Raw genomic sequence first — 22232 nt, 5'->3', positions numbered from 1 at the left:
CAGATCGAACATTGGCTCAATGATCGTCCCAGAAAATGTCTTAAATTCCGAACCTCAGGGGAGGCCTTCAATGCCCTCTGTTGCACTTAATGGTGGAATTCGCCTACGACACCTTTTACGTCCCATTCCTATGAAATTATTGGAAGGGACAGTCCCCCTGACGTAAGGGGGACGACACCAGGATTGCCGTTTGAACGTATTCTCCGCTCGACTTTCCCCAACTTTTCTCCGAATTGGCCCGCCTGGATAATATTATTTACTACTATACCTTGCTAATCGCTTATTTATGTAGTAGATAATCTATATGCGTCAGACAGAGAACTATGGAGCCTCGGAAGGTCGAAAGCTGGTCCGCTATTTGACAGATAACGGCCAGTACATATTTTCCATTGAACAAGCTCATGCGGCGGCCGAAAAGCTCGGCATCCCCAAGAGCTATGAAAGCGTTCTTCTGACTTCTCTATTCCAAGGCAAGTGGGTTCAACGGTTACGTCGAGGCCTCTACAGCATCGCAGACGTCTCGATCCATCCTTTTGCGATCGCGACCCGCCTCGTGGAACCCTCGGCCATTAGCCATTGGTCGGCGCTTAATCACCATGGTCTTACGGAACAGATCCCTCAAGCTGTCTTCGCCATCACCCCGACGAAGGTTGTGACACCCAGTATGCGATCCAGCTCTTCAGCCCGACCCGCGGAACGACATGCGTGGGAAGTCGGTGCCGCCCGGTATCACTACATGACCGTAAAGCATGAGTACTTTTTTGGGATTGACCCCGTATGGGTCAGTGAACAGTTCAGGATTCCCATGACCAACAAGGAACGTACGGTACTTGAAACGTTCGCTTCCCCCCGTCTTTTCGGTGGGATTGGCGAGGCTCTTTCTGTGGTGGAGCAACATGCCGACAAGCTCGATATCAAGCAACTCGTGGATTATGCCAGACGCTACGGAAAGGCCTCTGTCGCCAAGCGCTTGGGCTGGGCACTGGGACGCGCCGGAATTTCAGAAAAGACACTTGTTCCTTTAAGAAATATTCCACTAACGGGCATCGCCATTCTTGACCCAACGCGCCCACGCCGCGGGCCTATCAATTCAAGGTGGCAGATTTTAGAGAATTTGGCAGGACGAGTCGTATGATCCTTCGACTAGCGCTCAGGATCATGGTGAGCGAAGTCGAACCATGAAACCGCTGCGCGCCCGCATCGCCGAAGAAACCAGAAGAACTAAAGTACCTCAGCCGGTCATTGAAAAAGATTACGCTCTGAGTTATATCTTGGCTGGCTTGAGCACGCATCCCGTTTTGCGAGAGTGTTTGATCTTCAAAGGCGGGACAGCGCTGAAGAAGCTTTTCTTCGGCGATTACCGATTCTCGGAAGACTTGGATTATTCAGCGATCAAGGCGCCGAAGGGAAAAGCGCTCATGACCGCCATGGAATCTGCCGGTCAAGAAGCCAAACATCTTCTTCTCGAACAGGGCCCCTTTGAGGTTGTGCTCCGGCGCTACGAGGAACGGGATCCTCACCCCCATGGCCAGGAAGCGTTCACTTTCCACGTACAATTTCCCTGGCATCCCTCGCCGCTTTGCCGGATCAAGGTCGAAGTATTTCATGATGAACCGGTGATCCTGCCGCCGGATGAGCGCCTCTTAATCCACGGATATGATGAAAATTTAGCCGTTCGAGTTCGCGGCTATCAGCTGATGGAAATCGTCGCTGAGAAATTACGAACGTTGCTCCAGACACACTCGAAGCTCACGACCAGAGGCTGGAACCGGCCGCGCGCCAGGGATTACTATGACCTTTGGCGTTTATTCTCCACCTACGGCAAGACACTCTCCCCTGAAAGGCTCTTGCCGCTTTTACGCAAAAAATGCCAACATCGCAAAGTGGGCTTTCGGGCGGTGAACGACTTCTTTACCGATGAACTTATCTCAGAAGCACGGACACATTGGCAGGGCACTTTGGGAGCCTTTGTGGCCGATCTGCCGCCGTTGGATGAAGTTCTTGGCGATCTGAGAAACGAATTGGCAAAGTTGACCACGATGGAGCGCGAACCGAAAAAGAAGTAAGGTACGCCAATCTCCAGGCGTGATAATTTTTGCGACACCAGATTACGACACCACGGAAGCAACTTCTATCTACTTCGATCTGTCTTTGGTTTCATTTCGTCGACGGGCGGATACTTCAAACATTTCACGTGGAAGGTTAAACGCACTCGTGTGAGGATGGCACTCTACCGCTGAGTTTGCCGTTCAACCCATAAACGGTATTGATCGAGACGTGAATAGCTCGCGAATGCCTTCGGCCCATGGCCACAGTTCGATATCCCCCCACCGTTTTCGATGCTCCCCGGCGTAAAGGACCATTTTACGGTGAGGTTTTCTGTGGTAGTCCCCGAAACTTCGTAAACCACGCAGGTCATTGGACCCGATCTGGGTGGACGATTTCACTTCAATCGCGCATAACTCATGGCCTCTTTCTAAAATGAGATCGACCTCAGCCCCGCTCTCGGTTCGATAGGACGACCATCGGACCTCCACATCGAGGGCTTGCGCCGTATGCATCAGCTGAGTCACGACCCAGTGTTCGAAAAGGGAGCCTCGGCGGTCCGGAGACACATGGAAATTGCCCAGCAAACCATTCAAGACCCCCACATCAAAGAAATAAAACCGCGGATGCTGGACGAGTCGCCGGTGCTCGCTTTTTGCAAAGGCATCGATTCGTAGGACGATCAGACAGTCTTCCAGAATTTCAAAGAAACGGACAGCCGATTGCCGCGGCACCTGCGCGGCCGACGCCAATTTAGAGAGATCCAGGAATTGCCCCGATGCGGCGGCCGCGATATTCAAAAAGCGGGCAAACCCCTCCAGGTTACGAGCCAGACCTTCGGCTTGAATCTCTTCCTTGAGATAAGTGCCCGCATAGGAGCGCAGGGTTTTTTGGGCAGAATTCTGATCCGGATCGGTCCATACGCCGGGAAGAGTCCCCAGTGACAACGCTTTAGAGAGAGACACCGCATATCCCAATTCCAACGAAATGAGCGGCCCGAGCGTATAGGTATGCACCCGTCCAGGCAAAAGATTGGCATGACCGCGACGCAGTTTCCTCGCGCTGGAACCCGTCAATAGAAATCGGCGGGAATTCCCCTGTCGATCCACGAGCGATTGAATCGTATTTAAGAGCGAAGGAAGCCGCTGCACTTCATCGATAAAAATTGTTCTGGCGGACGGAGAAGCAGCCAATCGCTCTTCCAGTTCTCGTGGATTGCGGAGAAAATCAAGGTAGGTTGGCTCATGGGCCAAATTCAGGGTCAAGTCCGGATCCAGACTCGAAACCAGCGTAGACTTCCCGGTCTGACGCGGCCCTAACAACAAAATGTGTTTTTTGGATCGGGCTAGAAGCGAGGTTATTGATCGAGATATCATGAGGTTATATTACGTCGTAATTTAACCTAATGTCAACCTGTTTTTTTACGGGCTCTCTCCTACCGAAGTGCACCCGGTTTCTGCTGCTAAGGATGGCAGGTCACCATCACCTTCGGTGTTAAGCCAATTAGGCAAAATAACACGGTTTTGGAGTATCGGATTTTTATTGGGACGAAAAATTGATTAAAGAACCAGGTATTGAAAGATTAGGTGTTACGCGGTATAGTAAAAAGAACGAAATGAAAATTAAACTTATTGCACCTGCGCGAAAACCAGAATATGGAGAAGATTTCTGGGATATTGGGACTGCCGTACGATTACATGGTAAAAAAACCGGGGGCCCCTACTTGTCTTTATATATTCTGGCTGCACTCACTCCGGACAATGTCGAGGTAGCTATTACCGATGAACGCATCGAACAAATCAATTTCAATGAAAGAGTTGATTTGGTAGGGATTACGGTCGTCACGTCCCTGGCCAATCGGGCGTATGAAATTGCGGATGAATATAGAAAACGAGGAATTCCAGTGATATTGGGAGGTATTCATGTTTCCCTCCTGCCTGAAGAAGCAATTCAGCACTGCGATTCAGTCGTTATCGGCGAAGCCGAAGAACTCTGGGGACAGGTGGTAGAAGACTTTCAGAAAGGAAAATTAGAAAGATTTTACCGCGCTTCGGCATTCCCGGAATTAACCCAATCCCCTATTCCTAAATGGGATTTTTTAGAGCCAAAAGCCTATTCATATTTTACGCTTCAAATTGGGAGAGGTTGCCCGTTCGATTGCGACTTCTGCATGGTCAAGCGATTTAATGGGAGAGTCTACCGACATAAAGAAATCGAACGCGTCATTTCGGAAATCAAGCTCTTGAAGAAACTCGATCCTGAGAAATTGATCTTTTTCACCGACGACAATATATTGGCGATCCCGCCATTCACTAAAGAATTGTTGTCTCGGTTAATTCCCCTGAAAATGAAAGCGTGGTGGTGTCAATCTTCCGTGAACAGATTGAAAGACGACAGAATGCTCGACTTAATGTATCAAGCCGGATGCCGGGTTATTTTTGTCGGCATCGAATCAGTTTCTCAAAAAAGCATTGATTCAATGAATAAAGGGGCGGTGAATAAGGTTGACGAATACAAAGACGTAATCAGAAAAGTCCATTCTCATAAAATGGCTGTTTTTGGTTCCTTTGTATTCGGCAACGACACCGACGATAAAACTATTTTTGAAGAAACAATTAAGTTTATCGATGAAACGAATATTGGTTTTGCGATGATCAATATCCTTACGCCTCCTCCGGGGAGCAGGTTATTCACCCGCCTGGAACAAGAAAATCGGATATTTCATTGGGAGTGGTGGAGATATAACACCGACACGGTATGTTTTCAGCCCAAACAAATGACTCCAGACCAGCTTTATGCAGGCCGCCACCGGGTACTCAATCAAATCTATTCATATGATTCCCTCTATAAACGATGGGATGCTTTGTGGAGTCAAGGCGTCTTATGCAGACAAAAAAAGGGATTTTTTGCTTTTTGTACCAAAGGCAGGCTTCTCTTCACTTTGCTTTCGTTGTGTTCGACGGATTTTAAGAGGATGAGGTTCATTTTAAGAAGTTTATGGAATAAGAATTTATCTTCCGTCGCTTCGGTCGATTTAGGGCTTAGTTTTCACGACTACGCGTATCGGTTTATTAATAAGGCTCACTCAAAGGGCCTTAAGTCGTCTTTTTCCTCGATTTCGTAAGATTTCGTAAGATCTTGACAAACAAGGAACCGCTTGTTATAGATGTTTGATAGCGGGTGATCATGACGACGCTGAAAAGTTAACGGACTATAAAGGAGAAAATGATGAACTCTGAAAATAAATACTGGGCCCTGTCCAAGATTTCCTTGTCCTTCCGGGTGTTGGGATGGATCGCAGCCGGTCTGTGCGTGATCTTTTTCTTTATTATCTTGATCGGTGGCGGAACTCCGCGCTCTCCCAGGATCTACTCGCTTGTATCCCTGGTTGTCGGCGCGTTCTACTTCATGCTCTTCTACGGCATCGGCGAGGTGATCCGCCTGCTGATGGATATCGAACAAAACTCGCGCAAGAGTTAATGGTCAATCGGAAACCCCTTCTTCTGGTTGCCGCGGCCATCGTTTTGCTGGTCGTCAGCTATATCCTTTACAGCCGCCATCGGACTCGAAAAGCCCGGTTCAATCGAGCGGTTCAAGCCCAGAAGGCGCCGCCGGTCTACGAACCGGGACTCATGCCGAAACGCCCTGCTTCTCCCATGCCGAACGCCTCGGCGGACATCCAGCGCACCATGCGGACGATCGAGGAGATCAACCGCATCAACAAGATGAACGCTGAGATGCGCCAACGGCAACCTGTGCCGCCCAGAAAATAGTCCACTGCGATTGGTCCCGTTGGCAGGTGGTTTGTCGGGAGATTAGGGGGATGTTCTTTCGTAAATTTTCTTAATCAATCGCTCGGCCGCGTCCCGGTTACCTGTTTTGATGAGACGTTGTATGGCCAGAGCCTCTCTCAATAGCATTTTGTCCATTATAACGCCTGCGGCCTTGCCATACTCCGTTTCGAGTTGTTTTCCGATCAAAGCGCGGCCTTCTTCAAAGTCCTTCGGGCTATAAAAAGGCCACTGACCTTCCGAATTTAAAGGAGACTTAAAGAATTCTGAGACAACCGTGAGCATCTGCGCTCCCGGCAAGTTCTGGCAAATAACATCAACCACCGAATACTTAGCCGGTGTCTCTTCCGGATGGATCGTCTGTGTTCTCTGATAAATCCCTTCAACGACTTTTTTGACGCCGGCCAGGTCCCCTTTCTTCTGGAAATCCTGTATGGCGATGGCCTCCTTCACCCGCATCTCGTGCATAATCGCGTTTGTTGCTTCATGCGCCTGCTGTTGAAATTTGTTAGTTAATTCGTTGGAGGCTTTTTTATAGGTATTCCGGCCGTAGAGAGGCCAGAACCCCTTTGAATGAAGAGGAGAATTCAACACCTTGTTAACGACCGCTGATACCAGAGCGATTGGCGGCACATGAACAATGACTTTAAACAACGAAACCTCTTTTTGCGAGGCCGGCGCGCTGCCGGAGTCCTTCAGGGAATATTCTTTCCCCTCAAAAAGCTTGTACTTCAGGAAATGATATCGCCCGGGACTCTTCCGGTTGAGCTCGGAGGGGCGAATCACATAGAGCACCGCTGATTCGGCCATATCCTTTTCTAGACCCCGAATATCCTTTGCGGTCGGCTGATGCCGTTCCCGGCTGATCGATCGGGCGTAGTCCTTGATCAGCTGATCATTCTGGATCGCAAGCGTCAGGTGCTGCACAATCGCCCTCTTAAAGGCCTCCTGCGGCGACAGGAGAAGGGTCCCTTCCGGGCCCTGGACGATTATGGAGTTGTTTCGCGCGAGTTCCGACCGGTCGATGATCAGCCCCGAGAGCTTCTTCGTCCAACCGCCGGGAAGTTGATGGAGGACTTCACGAAGGAGGCGAATTTCCTGCAGATTCCATGGGGTCTTTTTCTCATCTCGAAGTTGGACATCATACGTCCCTTCCAACACCGATTTTTCTCTGAGAGCCGCAAAATCTTCTTTCAAAAGGGCATTCCAGCGGAATGGGAAAAGAGCGATGTTTTGGAAGGAATCCAGCACGGCTTGAATTTTTCCGCGCCAAACCGTGACCTTGTCGACGGGCGATGCCTTGCTGAAAGACGTGTTTTCCCCCACCGCGACCGGACCCAGCACGAGCGACATCACCAAGGCCGCGGACACCGCGGCTTTCGATATCAAAAATCCTTTCGGCTTCTCTGACGGCCTGGCCACGGTTCCGGCGCCGCCCGGTTGCTTCGACGCATTTAGCAAGAAGGGAGCCAGAATCATGCTCGACGCGCCGATGGCTGACAGGGGAAGCTCTCGCAGGTAGCCCAGCATGTCGGGATGGACGAGCGGGAGCATGGCCAGAATCATGAGACCCGAAGAGAGGCTGAACGTATTCTGCTGCCAGATTTCTTTTACGGATAAATGTTGTTCCGCACCGTTCTTGGCGGTCACGTTAAAGGGCACCCTTTTCTTGGTTAAGGCAAAAACCATGGATTGGAATGTTCCTATAAATACCTCGGGCAGAACGACACCGCTATAGGCCACGATGGCCGCCGGGATCTCCTTCAGCTTGACGCGGGACATATTGGCTAGGGCAAGCGGAACCATCGAGGCCGCCAACACAATAAGACTGGACACCGTGGAGATCTGTGGATGAGCGAACATCACCGCGAACCCTGCTGCCGTCGCCGAATAGCTGCTCATCTGGAACAACAGATCTGTTTTTTCATACCAGCGCAGCTCCTTGGATAAAACGATCTGGTTCACCCGTTGGCAAAGGACTTCGAATGTTCCACCGGCCCATTTCCTCTGCTGCTTCCTCCATTCGGCCAATTTTGTCGGCGCATACTCGCCGGTGTCAACGTAGGAAATGAATTTCGACCTAAAACCCGCCAACCGAATTTTGATGCTGGTGGCGAGGTCTTCCGACGCGAGGGTTTCCCAGCCACCGATCCGTTCAAGAGCCGAACGCCGGATAATACCGTTGTGACCATCAAATCGGACCAGGCCCTGGGTATTATTGACCTCATTGAGTCGATGATAGGATCGCATGATCGTTGCGACGGCCCGGGTGATGGCGTTGGTTCCTTCGTTCGTCGTATTGATTTTTAACTGGGTGAATCCAAGATTTGGATCGTCGAGAAACTCCGGCATAACCTTGAGCAGCGTATCCGGCTCGACGGTTGAATCGACGTCCAGAATAAATAAGAATTCGCCTCGTGCTTTGGCTAATGCGGCATTCAGATTGCCGCCCTTTAAATCTTTGGTGCCGTCACGATGGATAACCTGAACACCCTTCGATTTGGCATAAGCCTCAATTTTCAGGTACTGCTCCAGGTGCGTTGGATTCTGCAAATCGCTGTTATCGGTGATCTGTATTTCAAACTTATCTTTTGCGTAATTCAGACCCAGAGCTGAATCCAGAGTCATTTTCACAACCTCAAAAGGTTCGTTTCTCATGGCGATTTGCACCGTCACAGACGGCAAGGCGGGATCCGTGACCAGCAGCGGCTTCGGCTGGCGGGCGGGTCGAGCCGCTAAGCTGAACGCGGACAATACCAGAGGGTGAATCATCCTCGGCAAAAACAGCGCTCCGGCAACAGCCTGCGCCACGTGCGCGGCGTCGGTCAAGGGGATGGCCTGCAGAAGGGCCACTGTCGAAGCGAAGGTCATTGCATACGCAAGGCCGGGGCGTTCAGCCAACTTGCTTATGGCGTCCCGAGGGGTCGGCTTGGTTCCCTCTACAGCTTGTTTGATGGGGTCCTTGAGGGCCCGGTGCTTTGCCCAGATGGCCTCGTTTCCGACGATGTAGATCCGGTCCGTGTGGTTAATTCGGGGATCCTTGACGGTATAGGTCGTGCCCTCTTCCCTCGGGACGACCGTTCCGACGGGTTTCGCGTCATAGGCATTCAGGAGTTGCCCATCTTTCCGCCAGGAAATGTATCCCCGCTCACCGGTCGGTCCGGCGAACTCCATCACAAACTGACGGCCATCACTCTTCATCATGCCCGTCGTTTTATCGAAAACCTGATAATCGCAATCGAACAGGACCGTATCACGGGCATTCAGATATTTTTGCAAGGTCTGTTGAAGCAATCGATTGTACGCGGGTTCCTGCTGTTCAACAGGCAATTTCAGAATCGCCTCGACTTCAGCTTCCACACCAGCGGCTCGGGCAAAATCTTTGACGTGCTTGGGATCTCCCCATCCGTGTTTCCGCCCCTCGATGACAAGACCCGGCTTATTAACATCCAACCACTCTACCGTGGCGCGCCGAGCACCCTGCTCATCATTGAAATAATCTTTAAAGCGTCCGGTCTGACGTGCGGCCTCTTTAGACGAGACGTTTGACTCAGACACCACCACAACATCGACATTCCTTCCCTCTTCAATGGCCAGGCGCAGACGATGATTGCCGTCGAGTACAACACCGTTCGAGTTCACCTCTATCGGCGAAAATTTCGCTGATTCAATCTCGCGCACACCACCCAGCCGCGCATGGTCCAACGAATTAAGATCTTTACCGGGGATTAAGGTCTTGGGATTCACCCCTGTCTGATTTGTTCCATATTGGCGGCCCTTTTCAAAAGGCAGCCCACCGGCATCTCGGAATTTCCCCCGCAGCGCTTCGTACGCGCCTTGGATCGCGCCAGCAATACCCTTAACCACCAGATCAAGGATTACGTTTGATCCTCTTTCGTTTCCTAAGGGTCCTTTGGCGGGAGTGTTCTTAGATGCGTTCCATTTGTTGTCGACAATTTCGCCAGCTTTTGTAAGAAGAGCGTTTTGGGCAGCGTCGGCTTGAGCGGCCCGGACCAGAGCGCTGGCGGCCTTCCTGGATAATCCCAGTTCTTTCCGTTGGCCTTCCAGAGCTCGCAGCGTATCCGCTTTCGACAGGCCGGCATTGAGCCGCGCACGAGCCGACTGCACAAAGGTAGACGACGCTTCGGTAAACGCCTTAAAGGCAGAGGGACGGAGTGACCCGCTATGGATGAACCCTTGAATCGTGTCACGCGACCCCATCACCAGGTCCAGGAGCGCCTGATGGACTCGCCCGTCACCTTCCACTCCTTCAAAAACGAATTCCTTATTCCCTAATTTCTTCGCTTCATGAATGACCACGATTTGTTCGACATGGTTTCTGACTTTATTAAAGAGGGTTTGATCATCAATCAGCTCACCCTTTTTAACTCTCTCTTTAAGGGAGAAATCGCCGTTGATCAGTTTCTCTTTCACGGAAGACTTTATTTTCCCGTCACGCATCAGAGCGTCTTTGAGGACCTGCTCGGGGACCGTCCCTTTGGCAAGGATCTCTTTCAAGAGCGACCGGGATGGATCAATGGCCAGGACAACGGCTACGCCGTCCGCAACCGCCTTGTCAATTTTTACGACGTCGATGAGTCCCGGGTATTTTCCTTCAATGGCTTTCAGATTGGCTAAGGCAAAGTTGTTTTTGCCTTGAAGCGCGACATCATCCATCGCCAGAGAGAACCCTTGTTCCTTGAGAACTTTCAGGTTTGCAACAACCGTGTCGACTTCACCGACTTCGAGCAGTTTGCCTTCGGTGATCTCAATTTGCAGCTTACGTGCACTCGGGGAGACTCCGGTTTCTTTTAGGATGTCTCCGAACATCCCGGCAAGCTTCGCGTCCAGAAGCTGGAATAAGGAAACATTGATAGCGATTGTTGTATCCGGCAATTCTGATCGCTTGATGGATTCACAGACCGAACGCAGGATCCACTTCCCGACCGAATCAATCAGGCCGTTCTTTTCCGCCATCTCAATTAATTTGTCAGGTCTGACCATCTTCCCGTTGTCGGGTCGTTTCCAGCGGATCAGATCTTCACCGGCCACAACCTTTCCGAACGCATCCACTTTGGGTTGTGTTTCGAGGGAGAAGCCAATCTCCTCCAGTTTGCCGGTCTGCAAGGCTTGATGAAGCTGCGTGGCCAACTCCGGAGAGTTAATCGAGGGGTCTTTGAGTTCGCCGGCTAGATCGGTCAAATACTTCTGGACGGCGGGGAGGGTCGGGCGATCCGTTGGCGCAAGGTATTCGAGAAGACCCTGGATCTTAGGGGAAAGGGAGATAACGTTGGGGGTAGTGGCTGGAATAATCGACGGTCGAACAACGGGTTTAGCCACAATGGCCGGCGGGCCGGTCTTGCTGATGTTCGATACACCCTCATTCAGGTCTAATACGGGACCATGGATTTCCCGTACGGCTATCTGGTTCTTTTCAAGATAAACCGGTAGCTGCTTCTGACTTCCTACTGCGACCGACGCCGTAGCCCTTGGTTCAGGCTTCAGGTCAGCTGCCCGATAAACGCCATCCTCTCCGCGAACCATCTCAATGACGGAAGGAAGAGCTTTAACGTTCTTGTTTACAACAACGGTCTCAGGTGTTCCTTGACGTTCAGCTTTGTGTCCACCTTTAAACATGCTAAGCACAAAAGCGATGTCCAAGGAACCCGTAAAGGGATCCTTCACAACATTCCCCGGGATCGACAGGAACATTCCCCCAAGCCCGCTGGCGAGTTCCCATCCAGTATCGAGGACAACCGATACGCCTCCCCAGCGCGCGTTTTGATAGCTTTCAACAGGGCGATCCAATGTCGTTGCGTGAATGAAAAACTGCCCCATTCCAACCGCCGCACCCGCCGACCACATGGCGCCTCTCTCCAGGAGATTTGGTGTATGAATGGGGTCTCTCGTCCGCTCCGTGAGTTTGCCTAGAGTGGCTTGTGCCAGTTTGATGTCTGTATCCGATCTATGGAACCATCGATCGATGGTATCCAACAGCAATGCTTGTCGTATGCCGACAAGGGGCTTCCCCTTGTTAAACATATTTTCTGCTGCTCCGAGGACTGCATCCACCACTAATCCCGTTTCCACCGCCACTACGCGTCCTGCAACAGCCGATGCGTATTTCATGCCTGATTCCAGAATCAATTCGGTTTTGGGAAGCGATGCATCAATAGTGATGTGATTAGTCTTCCCCCAAGCCTGTTCCTTCGCCGCACAAGCGAATTGGTCTGGTGTTAATCCGTCATAATACTCGCTGCCGTTCAGCGACTGTACTTTGAATACGCGGCCATTAAGCGACCATGGCAACGAAGTGCCGTTTTCATCTTTGACGCTTAACTTCGATGGCCCGTCCTGTTGAATATCAATGGTCTCTTGACTCCCTTGCGCGTTCACCTTCCCAAAGATTCGTGTCACCCGGCCTTTATCCAAAACTCCAACGGCCCCTTCGGGGATTTTCAGCCCGTAGGGTGTGATAGCGAAATCCAGAGTCTCGTTCCCCAGGCCTTGACTCAGTTGCATCCCATCCCAGGCGATGGAGTGGCCCGATGCGATATGGAAGACGGTTCCGGTCATAAACGGCTGCAGGACATTATTCTGAAGCATCACGTGTCCCTGCAGATTCAGTTTCTGGCCGCCTGTCACCGCCTGGCTGTCCGTAATAGTGAACTCATTGATCGGTCTCTTATGCGGAGCGCCGATCTCGGTTGAACTCTTCGACGACACCGGCTCTCCAGACGACTTTCCTTCCATGAGATACGAGACGAAACTACCGTTTAATTGACCGGTGGCCTGGACGGTGTTCTGGCGAATCATCACGTTCAGCGCTCCGGAAGCCTTGGCGCCTTCGTTGGACAAGGTAGCTTTCACATTGTCGTAAGAGCGCTCATTCAGCACGGCTTTGCCGGTTTTCGCATCGACGTGGCCGGACAGCTCCAGCCCTTTATCAAAGGTCAGTTGTTGCCCGTCCGGCAGGAGGTATTTCTCCATCCTCGCCTGGAATTCATTTCCATTCGACTTGACGATGAGGAGTTCCTGCTCGATGCCAAGCGCATCCTGCACCAGAACGGTTTGACGTTCCAGGTCACTCACAACAGGAGCGTTCTCCCGAACACCCGCAGAAGACGGCAGTTCGACCACTCCGCTGACCACGTCGTAATCACGGCCAACGTTATACGCTTTGGACCAATTGGCGCTGGCGTACACCGCCTCGACAACATGGTCCTGCATATTTTTCAGCAGGAAGATCGGCTTAAAGGGTGTGAGCGGCCCTGGTTTCATCATGTCTTTGAGGCCAGGAGGCGGCGGCACTTGTTCGTTGCCTTTCACCGGTTCCGGCAAGGCAAGCGGATTTAAGAGTGCCTGGACACCGGGGAAACTATCGAGGAGGTTCCGTGTCGCCTCGGGAACACTTGTTTCCACATTTTGAACACGTATGGAATTTAATGATTCGACCCCGGCCATATGATTTAGGGGGCCTCCATCGCCGAGTCCCGTTTTTCGTTGATCTTTGGCCGCAACGATTCCTGCGGCCCAAGCTGTCATATCGGCTTTATAGCAGTCTGAGAAAGAATGGGCAGGCCCCTCCTTTTGATCGATCACTCGCCAGCCATCCCCCCCTTCTCGACGAAATACTCGATACCAGTGGAAGGGGTTCAAGAAGTTGACCGGGTTCAAGTTGTTCCCTATGGACGGAATCATGTCTCCCTTATTCCACACATTCCGGCTGTCGGCGATTCCCACCTTGGCCGCATCGATAAGCCACTCCGATCCAGCCCCGTAAAAGTGGATCTTACTGCGCTCTTCGGGTGTCAGCATCTTGAGCGCGGTCGCAAAAATGGCCGTCCCCTGGCTATGCGACACCACATAGACTTCTCCCTTTTCACGAATAGCCTGGCGGATCGCTTGAGCTGTGTTGATGGCGGGCTTGTCATAACCACCCAATTCGTGCCCAACAATCTGGAGAATGTCGCCTATCCCAAACCCATGCGTGCCATTGGCGATACGCGTCATTCGATCTACTCCAAAAGCCTGCATAACGTTACTCTGCAAATCGACGGCGGCATCATTATCGGACCATACGCCCGAGATGCTGATAACAGCAACTTTTGACGCTCTCGGATCGAATGTAATGGGCGGCTGAGAATCCAGAATATCACCGGAGAGCACAGAGAATAGAAACCCAACGACATAGCTCTTGGTCACCATGATCGCGTCAAAGAGTTTCTTGGGGACAGACAAGACATTTCCAATCACGCGACTGACCGTGCTCAAGAATCCAGGTTTGGACTCCAAACCACTGGCCACGATCGAACTCGCCACCAGCGCCTTTCGAACCTTTTGCGCACTGATCGTGGTGCTCGCCAGAACGTTGATCGCCTGCGGGTTCTGTTCATTGGGCGCGATCGACCACATATCGTATTGTGAACTGTCTTTCTGAATCAGAAGCAGCTGCAGGCCCTTTTCGCCGCTCAGGCTTTGCAACGGCATCAGGGACTGAGCCAGCTCGCCGGTGGCGCTCATCAGGATAAACGACCGGCCGGATTCGAGGAATCTCCCGCTCAACCCGTCATTCCCCGCAGCCACTGGCGGGGAATCCATCATGCCGGGATGTTTGGATCCCCCGCCAAAACCCGCGGGGGATGACGACTTTGTGTCGAGCAGGGTGCCTTCCAGAATCAGGTTTTGGTCTTTGTCCATCCGGAGCGTCTTCACCCGCAGATCCATGGTCACCTGATTGATCGTCAGTTTGAGGAAGATCTTGCCACCTTCGCTCTCGCTGACTTTGAAACCCGTCGCTTCCGAAGCCTTGCGCACCATGGCCAGGGCCAGTTGCTGCTGCAACTCGACGATCTTGGATGTGGTGAGCGAGGCATCCTGCTTGCTCATCGCCGGCAGGCTGGCGAGCACGTCCGTCTGCTGCAGCGTGGAAAGCGAATTAAAGTCGCGGACGATGGTCCCCTGCGGCAGGTTGTTCCCTTTCGACAACAACGCCTTGTCTGCGGCGCTGAAGACGGTCATGGTCAACCCGGCTTTGGTCTTTTCCATCACATACTTCAATTGGCCCTGTTCGGTCATGACGATCTCTCGGGTCAGCGACCCATCCCGAACCGCCTTTTCACGGTAAACCAGGAGCGCCCCGGCCACGTTGCCACCCTTGGCCATGGCCTGCAGAATGGATTGCGTGAGACCGGCCAGTTTATTGACGCCGGCGGCTTTGAGGATCTCAAAGGTGGCCTGGGCCGCGCCGTACTGGCTATCCAGTGCGCGGGTAAAGACTTTTCCACGGACCAGGACTTCCCCTTCCGGCACTTTTTCAGAGACCACCTCGTAGGTACGGAAGGTATAACCGGTGACGCGGCCAAACGCGTCGAAAGCCGCGTGTTCGCTGGCCAGGACCCGCTCATCATCCCCCAGGAACACCCGGCGGGACACCGCTTCCTTCCCGGTCGAATCCTTGGCAAATTCCTGATAAACCGCCTTGGTGCCTTGAATGGCCTGAGCAATGGCTTCGGCGCCTTTGCCGATGGACTTGCTCACGCCGCTCAGCACCGTCTGCACATCTTTGGCATTCTGCAGGTATTCAAATCGTCCGGTCTCCACAAACTTGCCGTTGATTTCGCGGAAGATCTTGCCCTCGGCCCGGGTCACTTGACCGGACGCATCGTACGTAAAGCTGTAGGAACGCAGTTCACTCTGGCCGGAAGCGTTCTGGTACAGCGACGCCTGGATCTGGTTGTCTTTGAGGAACAGCCCCACCACCCGGTCATTGATCTTGACCGCCATCGTCTTGTCGTAGGTGATGCCCTCGCGGCTCAAGGTATCGATTGCTCTGTTCAACGACTCGCCGAACACCTTCGGCAGGACGCTGGCATCCAGGACTTCGACCCCTTTAACCGCGTTAAAGAGATTGCGGATCTCATCTTCGGAGAGCGCCTGCGGACCTCTATCCTCGCGTTCCCGGAAGCTCAGGTATCCACTGTTGTCTTTCTCCACTGCTCCAATCTGGCTGCCGACATCGTCTCCTGAGAGAAGCTTCATCCGGTCTTCCCGCCGCAGATCAGCCAGACTGTCCTGAAGTTCATCCGGTGTAACTTCTGAGAGTGGGAGCTGTCTTGATTCGGCATAGGTATCCAATAGTGACTGTGTCGATGACAGGGTCTGAAGGCTCTCGCCACCACTCAGCGCGTTGGCCGCCGGAGCGGGACGGATGAGATCAACCATGCTCTGGATAAACTCACTCCCTAAACTTCCAAGCGTGTATTGTCCCAGCAGCCAGCCGCTCGCCAAACCAGCCGCCCCCGGCACATTACTCATCAGGGCATTTTCATAGGCAGTTTGACCCTGAGCTTCCCGATTGATCCGGTTTTGTTGTTCTTCTACTGAAGGCGCTCCGGCACCATATTGCATCGTGACAGACTGCTGTGCACTGCGCGCCTCCTGATTCTGGCTGCTGATCGACTGTGTCAACCGCTTGCTAAATGCGACATTCAAACTTGCGCCGCCCGCCGACGCTGAACCCGTCTTTGTTTTGTCCGACAGATCGGCACCCGTCGTTGTCGTACCAGTCATCACATTAACGACAATCTGAGAGACCAGTGCCCCAAACATCTGGCCTTCGGCGTTATCGGTACTGTCGACCAGGACACGGGCCACCACTTCGGCAACCAAAGCGCCAACCAGTGCGTTTGCCACTTTTTCAAACGTACTGCTGGTGTTCGTTGAATCCGAACCGCTCTGCGACGGATTGCTCCAGGATGACACCGCGCTCATCGCCGCCACAGTTAAAAGCTGTCGAACCCCTTTGACACCCTCAAGGCTGGCCGCCGCCACATTCAGTGCCGTAACCGCCGTGATCCGTATAAATTTATCTTGCGAACCCGATGCAACTGTACTGGCCGCCGCTGCAATGATAGATACGGCTGCGGTTTTCAATAAATCATTACCTTGGACCCCTTGCGCGACAGCTACCGTGACCTTGATCGCCGCTGTCCCGGCCACGCGTAAGGCGCCGTTTTTCACGTTGGTGAATTTATCGCCGCCTTTCGTTATAGGCGTGAGATCACCCAACGCGGACGTCGCGATGGATTCAACAGCCTCTATCACAGCCGATTTAAGCGCGTCCCCCAGACTGGCGCCGTTGATGAGAGAAGTAAACATGGTGGAAACAAATGAAAAAATCAAAAAAGCGATAAAATTCACACCGGGAATGACCGAGAGTATGACTTTGATGATGCTCATGATCGTGCTGACCACGCCTAACCAGGAGGCGTCGCTTAGGCCGGAGGTCTCCGTGGTCGTTGTAATACGGCTGGCGGCCTGGGTGGCTTTCTCATCCACATTGCCGAAAGCATCGTAGACATAGTTATTGGTTCCATGACTCTGGGTCGAGATCCACCGTTGTGCGCCGTATGAGGCCCCGGCCGCCGCCACCGCCGCACCTAACTGACTGATCTGACCCGCCAAATAGATATGGCTGCTGGTGGAGTTCCATGTCGAAATCAGGCTCAGGGCGGCTGGTCCGTTGGTCCCTCCGGCGCCTGGGTCGTCGGTTTCTCCGACCTGGTTCCATCCCTGCATCTGACTGCTGATCTTCTGGCCGTTGGCGTCATAGACAATATTGGTCTCCACGTTCCAACCCCGGGTCCCATTGCGGTCGTCGCGCGTATAATCCGTCCGGGTACCGACGGGCAGGCCGTACGAGTTGAAGGCAAACGTTTGATTGTGCGAGAACGTCGCCACGCGTTGGGCGTAGGCATCTTCACTGACGTCTTTAACCTTTCCACGTCCAAGCCCATAACTCTTGTAGGTGTAGTACGTGTAATGGAGAGGCCCGACGGTGACGGAATCGCTCAGCGTCTGCCGCCCGCGAGAGTCATATTGAATATTGCCTTCGACGTAATACAGGTCAATTCCATATCCCTGAATCGTCGCATCGGATGCATACGTTCCGGTTCCCTGCGCATGGACCGTCTGGCCGCTCAAGCGGTCGGAGTTCCCGTCATACGCATATTCCGTCACAACCGTCGCCGTCGCATGGGTCCAGCCGCTATCCAGACCGGGGATACCGCCCCCGCCGATCTCCTGCCACGATTTGATTTCGGTTTTTCCGGTCATCCGGCCCAACGTGTCATAGGTCACATTGGAAACCGTGGAACCGACCCCTGTTTTCTGGGCGTATCCCTGGAACGTATCGCGCAGACGTGAGGTAATGGCAGCGGCCAGAGAACTCAGGGAATAACTCGATACCCCGAGCGAAGCGCCCAGAAGCTGTCCAAACGTGAGCTGTCCCAACGGAGAGTTATCGGAAAGCCGGTAGCCGGAGAGGTCGCCGTTCAAGACCTGATTGAATACGGCGGACAAATTGACCGGGTTCATTTCCCGGAAAAGGGCGTTATAGAGCAGGGTCTTGAGGGACGTGTTGACCAGCGAAGCGCCGTAGTTGTCAACATCCTCCGCCGGCAGGGTTTGGATATATGAAAGGGTTTCGTCAAGTGCCCAGGCCGGGATGTTCATCGTCGCCAGCAGCTGTCCGGCCAGGGTCGAGGCCGCTGCTTCGCTCATGCCTTGGGTCACGAACGACGATTCCAGAATCTGCCTGAACACGTCACGGAGCGTCATGTCCTGGATGCGGTTGTGGTTGCTGTCGAGCGTGTTATTGCTGACCAAATTATCGATGCTGAATTGGTCGACGGCGTCTCCCTCGTCGTCTTGGTAGGAGTCCAGCGCCTGGGACAGCACGGAGTACAGCACCTCGCCGGCCGTCAGCAGGGTGACCGGGGTGCCTTGGTCATCCCGAAGATCGGACAATCCCGCCAGGATGGAATCCACCGCCATCGTAAGGATATCTTCAGAATAGTTGCTGCCCAGTTGTTGTTGCAGAATCGGTCTCAGGGCCTGATTCAGAATGTCTTTAAAAAAGGTATAGACGTTTTCCTTCGCCAATGCGGAGCCGTCTGTTTGAGAGTAGGTGTTGGCAATCTGGTTGATAAAATCCTCGAGCGTCAAATTCACGAACGCCTGCCCGCTCGGGTCGACGTACGAGAGGAGGCTGTTGGCTGAAATGCTGGCCACGAGGGCGCTCAGATCCAGACTTTGTCCGTTGACGAGGTAACTGGACGTTTCCTGGTCGACCCAGCTCGTCATCTGGCCGATGGCGTTATAAACGATGGCGGTGCGCTGCGTCGTGACGTCGCGGTTGGGCGCGGCGCTGGAATGCGCGGTCTCGGTGTAGCCTGTAATCTGGCCGCTCCTGTCGTAGCTGATGGCGAAGCGGTGAAGGGTTTGAACACGATCAGGGGCTCCGTTATCTCCGGAGAGGGTGGTCTGGGTTTCGAGCGCCTGCCCCAGCGTGTTGTAAGCCAAGGTGCTCTGTTCGCTGATATATGAATGGTAATACGCCCCTCCGTCGGATGCCGTGAGGACATCGCTGGTTTCCACCGTAAAGGACAGGCGGTGGGTCACGCGTCCATAAGCGTCGTAGGTGAAACCCGTGATATCCTCCTGGACGGTTTTGTCATAGTCGACGCGCTGCTGCTGGAGATAGACGATCTGGCCTTGGGCGTTATAGTAGGTTTCCAGAATGTTGGACTGGTACGTATGGTCCAGTCCGGGCGCTTCTTCCCGGATGCTGGTGTGCGAACTGGCCATGCGGCCGTTGTTATCGTAGGTCTGGTCCTGTAAAGAGGTTTCGGTTGTTGTTTTCAAACCGTCAACCGTTACGCGCGTGAAGCGGGCCACGAGTCCCTGTGCGGTGTAGGCGCTGTTGAGAATGGTTACCTGAGTGGTTTTTTCCAGACCGTCCACCGCGCCCTGGGACGGCGCATCGACTTCATGCACACTCAAGCTGGTGGAGAAAAGCAATCCGAGGGTGTTGTAGGTATTGTCCGACAAGGTGGTCTCGGTGATGGTTTTGACCACAGCCCCCTGCATCATAAACTGCGTTGTCCGATTAAACTGCACGACACGGCCCGCCCCGTCAAATTGCGTGTTCTGAGTCACGACATCCTGGACCATCGCCAGGCTGGCGCCGCCGGTCGTCTGTTCGGTAACCCGCACGTGACTGGAGGTCAATCGGCCGAAGACGTCATACGTCGAGTCACTCAGTGTCTGTTCAATGGTGACCTTGTCCCCCTCCACGGACGTGCGGGTATAACTGAGAAGGTTGCCCTGCGCGTCATACGTCATTCCATCAGTCGTCACATCTAAAACCCGCGCGTTATCAATGGTTTCCTGGAAACTTCGGATCACCCGGTTTGAGGAGTCAAAAGCGAGGTTTCTCGTCAAGAGGCTGTAGGTATGATCAAGTGTAGTGGTCCCATCGCTGCCGGTCTCATGGATTTGCGCGCTTTGGACGATGATGCGTCCCTCGGCGTCGTAGTTGATATCCCCCTGAATAGCTTCAGAAATGGACTTGTTGCCGTCAATGGTTGTTCGAATGTATCCGGCCACCTGATTGGCCGCGTTGTAGCGGAGGGCATCCGTCCGGAGGGTGTAGGTATGGTCCAGAACCCCGTCTCCCGGATCCGCCGCGCCCACTTCGTGGTACCGCGTTTCCGAAGAATACAACCGGCCGTTCGTGTCGTAGGTCGAGTCACTGAGGGATGTTTCCGTCGTTGTCTTGATGAGCGCGCCCGATGCCGGATCTTCCGTTTCTGTCGTCTTTTGAACGCGAATAATCTGCCCCAGATCGTTGTACGTATTCTGCGTCACAACGCGGCTTAAGGTCGCTTCAGGCTCGATTTTCTGATAGAGGCTATCTGAACTGGCCAGTTGCCCGTTGAGGTTATATGTCAAATGAGTCGCGGTTTCGATGGATGACTCGTCTTTGTCGGCGCCGGTCACTGGATTAAGCGTCGTTGTCGACCGCGTGTACGAAAGAGCCTGACCCAGGCTGTTGTAAGTAATCCCAGATGTGACGATGCGGGTCATTTGGGTATATCCCGGTCCAGTTTCGGTTTCCACCACCGTACTGCCGGTCAGCTGGCCGTCGCGAAGATAAGTCAAACCACTGGTTTCTTCCGTTGTCACGCACGTGCCATCCGTCGTGATTTTGATGGATGAAACCACGCGTCCCAGCGCATCAAACGTACTCTGCGTCGAAACCACGTACGAATGGTTCAGCGTGGCGCCCTGCAAAATCTCGCCATCGGCCGCATTTTGCTCGGTGATGTCGTAAATCGAAGCGGTCATCATCCCATACCGGTTGTAGGTTAACTGCCGGGACACTTCTGTTGTGATCTTGCTGCCATCAGTCGTCACTCGTGTGATGTGCTGATACTGGCCAAGGGTGTTATAGATGTAGGTTGTATCGGCCGTATACGTATGGTTGAGCACCGTTCCGGTCGAGTCCATTTCAGTCACGACAGAATGGCTGTATGCCATCTGCCCGTCAGCGTTATAGGTGGCTCCTGTGACAACTTCACGGGTCTGGTGATCCCCTTCAATGGTCAACCGGTTCCAGGCCACAAGTTGCCCCAAGGCGTTGTATTGGTTTCCGGACGAAATGACCGTGTACGTTTGGTCCAGCACGGCGCCAGGATTGGAGGCACTCAGAGTATCCTGCTTATGAAATACGGATTGCTGGGAGACCAGCTGGCCGGAAGCGTTGTACTGAAGATTCGTCGCGGTTTCGGTCTCGATCGTGTTGGAATCCAGATCGGCAACTGTCTGCGTATACGCCGTCACACGGCCCATGTCCGGGTCATAGTCGTTGACCAGATCGGTAATCGTGTGGTTATACAGAAGTGTTCCGCCGGTCGTAACGTCGGTTTCCACGGCTTCGGTATGGCTGGTCAACACAGCGCCGTAGCTCGTGTAGGTCAACCCGGTAACTGTTTCGACTTTTCTCGTGTCGCCTTGCGTGATTGTCCGTTCATAGGCGGTTGTCTGGCCGAAATCATTAAAAGACGTTGCCTGCGTGACGACGGCTGAAAAGGAGGATAAAGCATCGGTGTCGATTGTTGAGCTTTCGGTCCTGTTGGTATTGGTCAGCGTCACATGTCCCAGGGCATCATAGGTGTAAAGGGTGTAGTCAACCGTGCGGCGCGTCCCCTCAATTATCACGCTGACCTGTGACAAAACACGGTTTTGAAGCGAATCAAAAATCAGATAGGTCACGGTCTGCTCAAAATCACGGGAATAAGACGATCCACCGGTCTCGATGTCTTCTTCATGCGTCAGGACATGCGTTGAAATGACACGCCCGTCCGAACTGGAATAGGTGTTATGGATTCGCTCGACAGTCACGATGCCGCGCTCAGTGGTGGTGCGGGTAATATTCTGCAGATTCCCGTACGCGTCGTACCCGGCCTGGTCGTCATAACCGGCCGTGATCACGACCTGGCGAGTGACGTCTGGAAGGGTCTGGCCGCCGGAGGAGTAACTATCCGTTTC

At 53.2% G+C, this 22232-nt stretch carries 7 protein-coding genes (1 of these 7 cut by a window edge); 5 read left to right on the top strand and 2 right to left on the bottom strand.

The window, feature by feature from the left end; genetic code table 11:
- The first annotated feature begins 304 nt into the window (after nucleotides 1-304).
- Together WC859_07210 and WC859_07205 are read left to right on the top strand one after the other, a co-directional pair.
- Nucleotides 305-1135 (top strand): hypothetical protein, encoded by an 831-nt coding sequence (locus tag WC859_07210; GenBank protein ID MFA5975941.1) that lies wholly within the window; start codon nucleotides 305-307, stop codon nucleotides 1133-1135.
- 43 nt (nucleotides 1136-1178) lie between these two features.
- Nucleotides 1179-2066 carry a nucleotidyl transferase AbiEii/AbiGii toxin family protein gene (locus tag WC859_07205; protein MFA5975940.1) on the top strand — a complete coding sequence of 296 codons (888 nt, stop codon included), beginning with the start codon at nucleotides 1179-1181 and terminating at the stop codon, nucleotides 2064-2066.
- Between the two features lie 183 nt (nucleotides 2067-2249).
- Here WC859_07205 and WC859_07200 read toward each other — a convergent pair whose 3' ends face one another.
- Nucleotides 2250-3422, bottom strand: a complete 1173-nt coding sequence (locus WC859_07200) for an AAA family ATPase (GenBank protein ID MFA5975939.1) — start codon at nucleotides 3420-3422, stop codon at nucleotides 2250-2252.
- Between the two features lie 239 nt (nucleotides 3423-3661).
- Here WC859_07200 and WC859_07195 point away from each other — a divergent pair, with 239 nt between their 5' ends.
- The 3 genes from WC859_07195 to WC859_07185 all read left to right on the top strand — a co-directional run bounded on the left by WC859_07195 (nucleotide 3662) and on the right by WC859_07185 (nucleotide 5819).
- Nucleotides 3662-5170, top strand: a complete 1509-nt coding sequence (locus tag WC859_07195) for a radical SAM protein (protein ID MFA5975938.1) — start codon at nucleotides 3662-3664, stop codon at nucleotides 5168-5170.
- A 101-nt stretch (nucleotides 5171-5271) separates the two neighbouring features.
- Nucleotides 5272-5526 carry a hypothetical protein gene (locus tag WC859_07190; GenBank protein MFA5975937.1) on the top strand — a complete coding sequence of 85 codons (255 nt, stop codon included), beginning with the start codon at nucleotides 5272-5274 and terminating at the stop codon, nucleotides 5524-5526.
- On the top strand, nucleotides 5526-5819 hold the full coding sequence (locus WC859_07185; GenBank protein MFA5975936.1) for a hypothetical protein: 294 nt from the start codon (nucleotides 5526-5528) through the stop codon (nucleotides 5817-5819). The genes WC859_07190 and WC859_07185 overlap by 1 nt, the downstream gene beginning before the upstream one ends.
- Nucleotides 5820-5861: 42 nt before the next feature.
- Here the strand turns inward: WC859_07185 and WC859_07180 are convergent, their stop codons facing one another.
- Nucleotides 5862-22232: the 3' portion of an EAL domain-containing protein gene (locus WC859_07180; GenBank protein MFA5975935.1), read on the bottom strand. The gene runs 18129 nt beyond the window's last position; 16371 of the gene's 34500 nt are visible here — the last part of the coding sequence; its start codon lies off the right edge, out of view; it ends in the stop codon at nucleotides 5862-5864.

It is taken from the genome of Elusimicrobiota bacterium, from assembly GCA_041660185.1.
In the GTDB taxonomy this organism is placed as follows: Bacteria; Elusimicrobiota; Elusimicrobia; order 2-01-FULL-59-12; family 2-01-FULL-59-12; genus JBAZWU01.
Note: the sequence above shows the minus strand (reverse complement) of the source record. Positions and strands in the feature narration are given on the sequence as shown.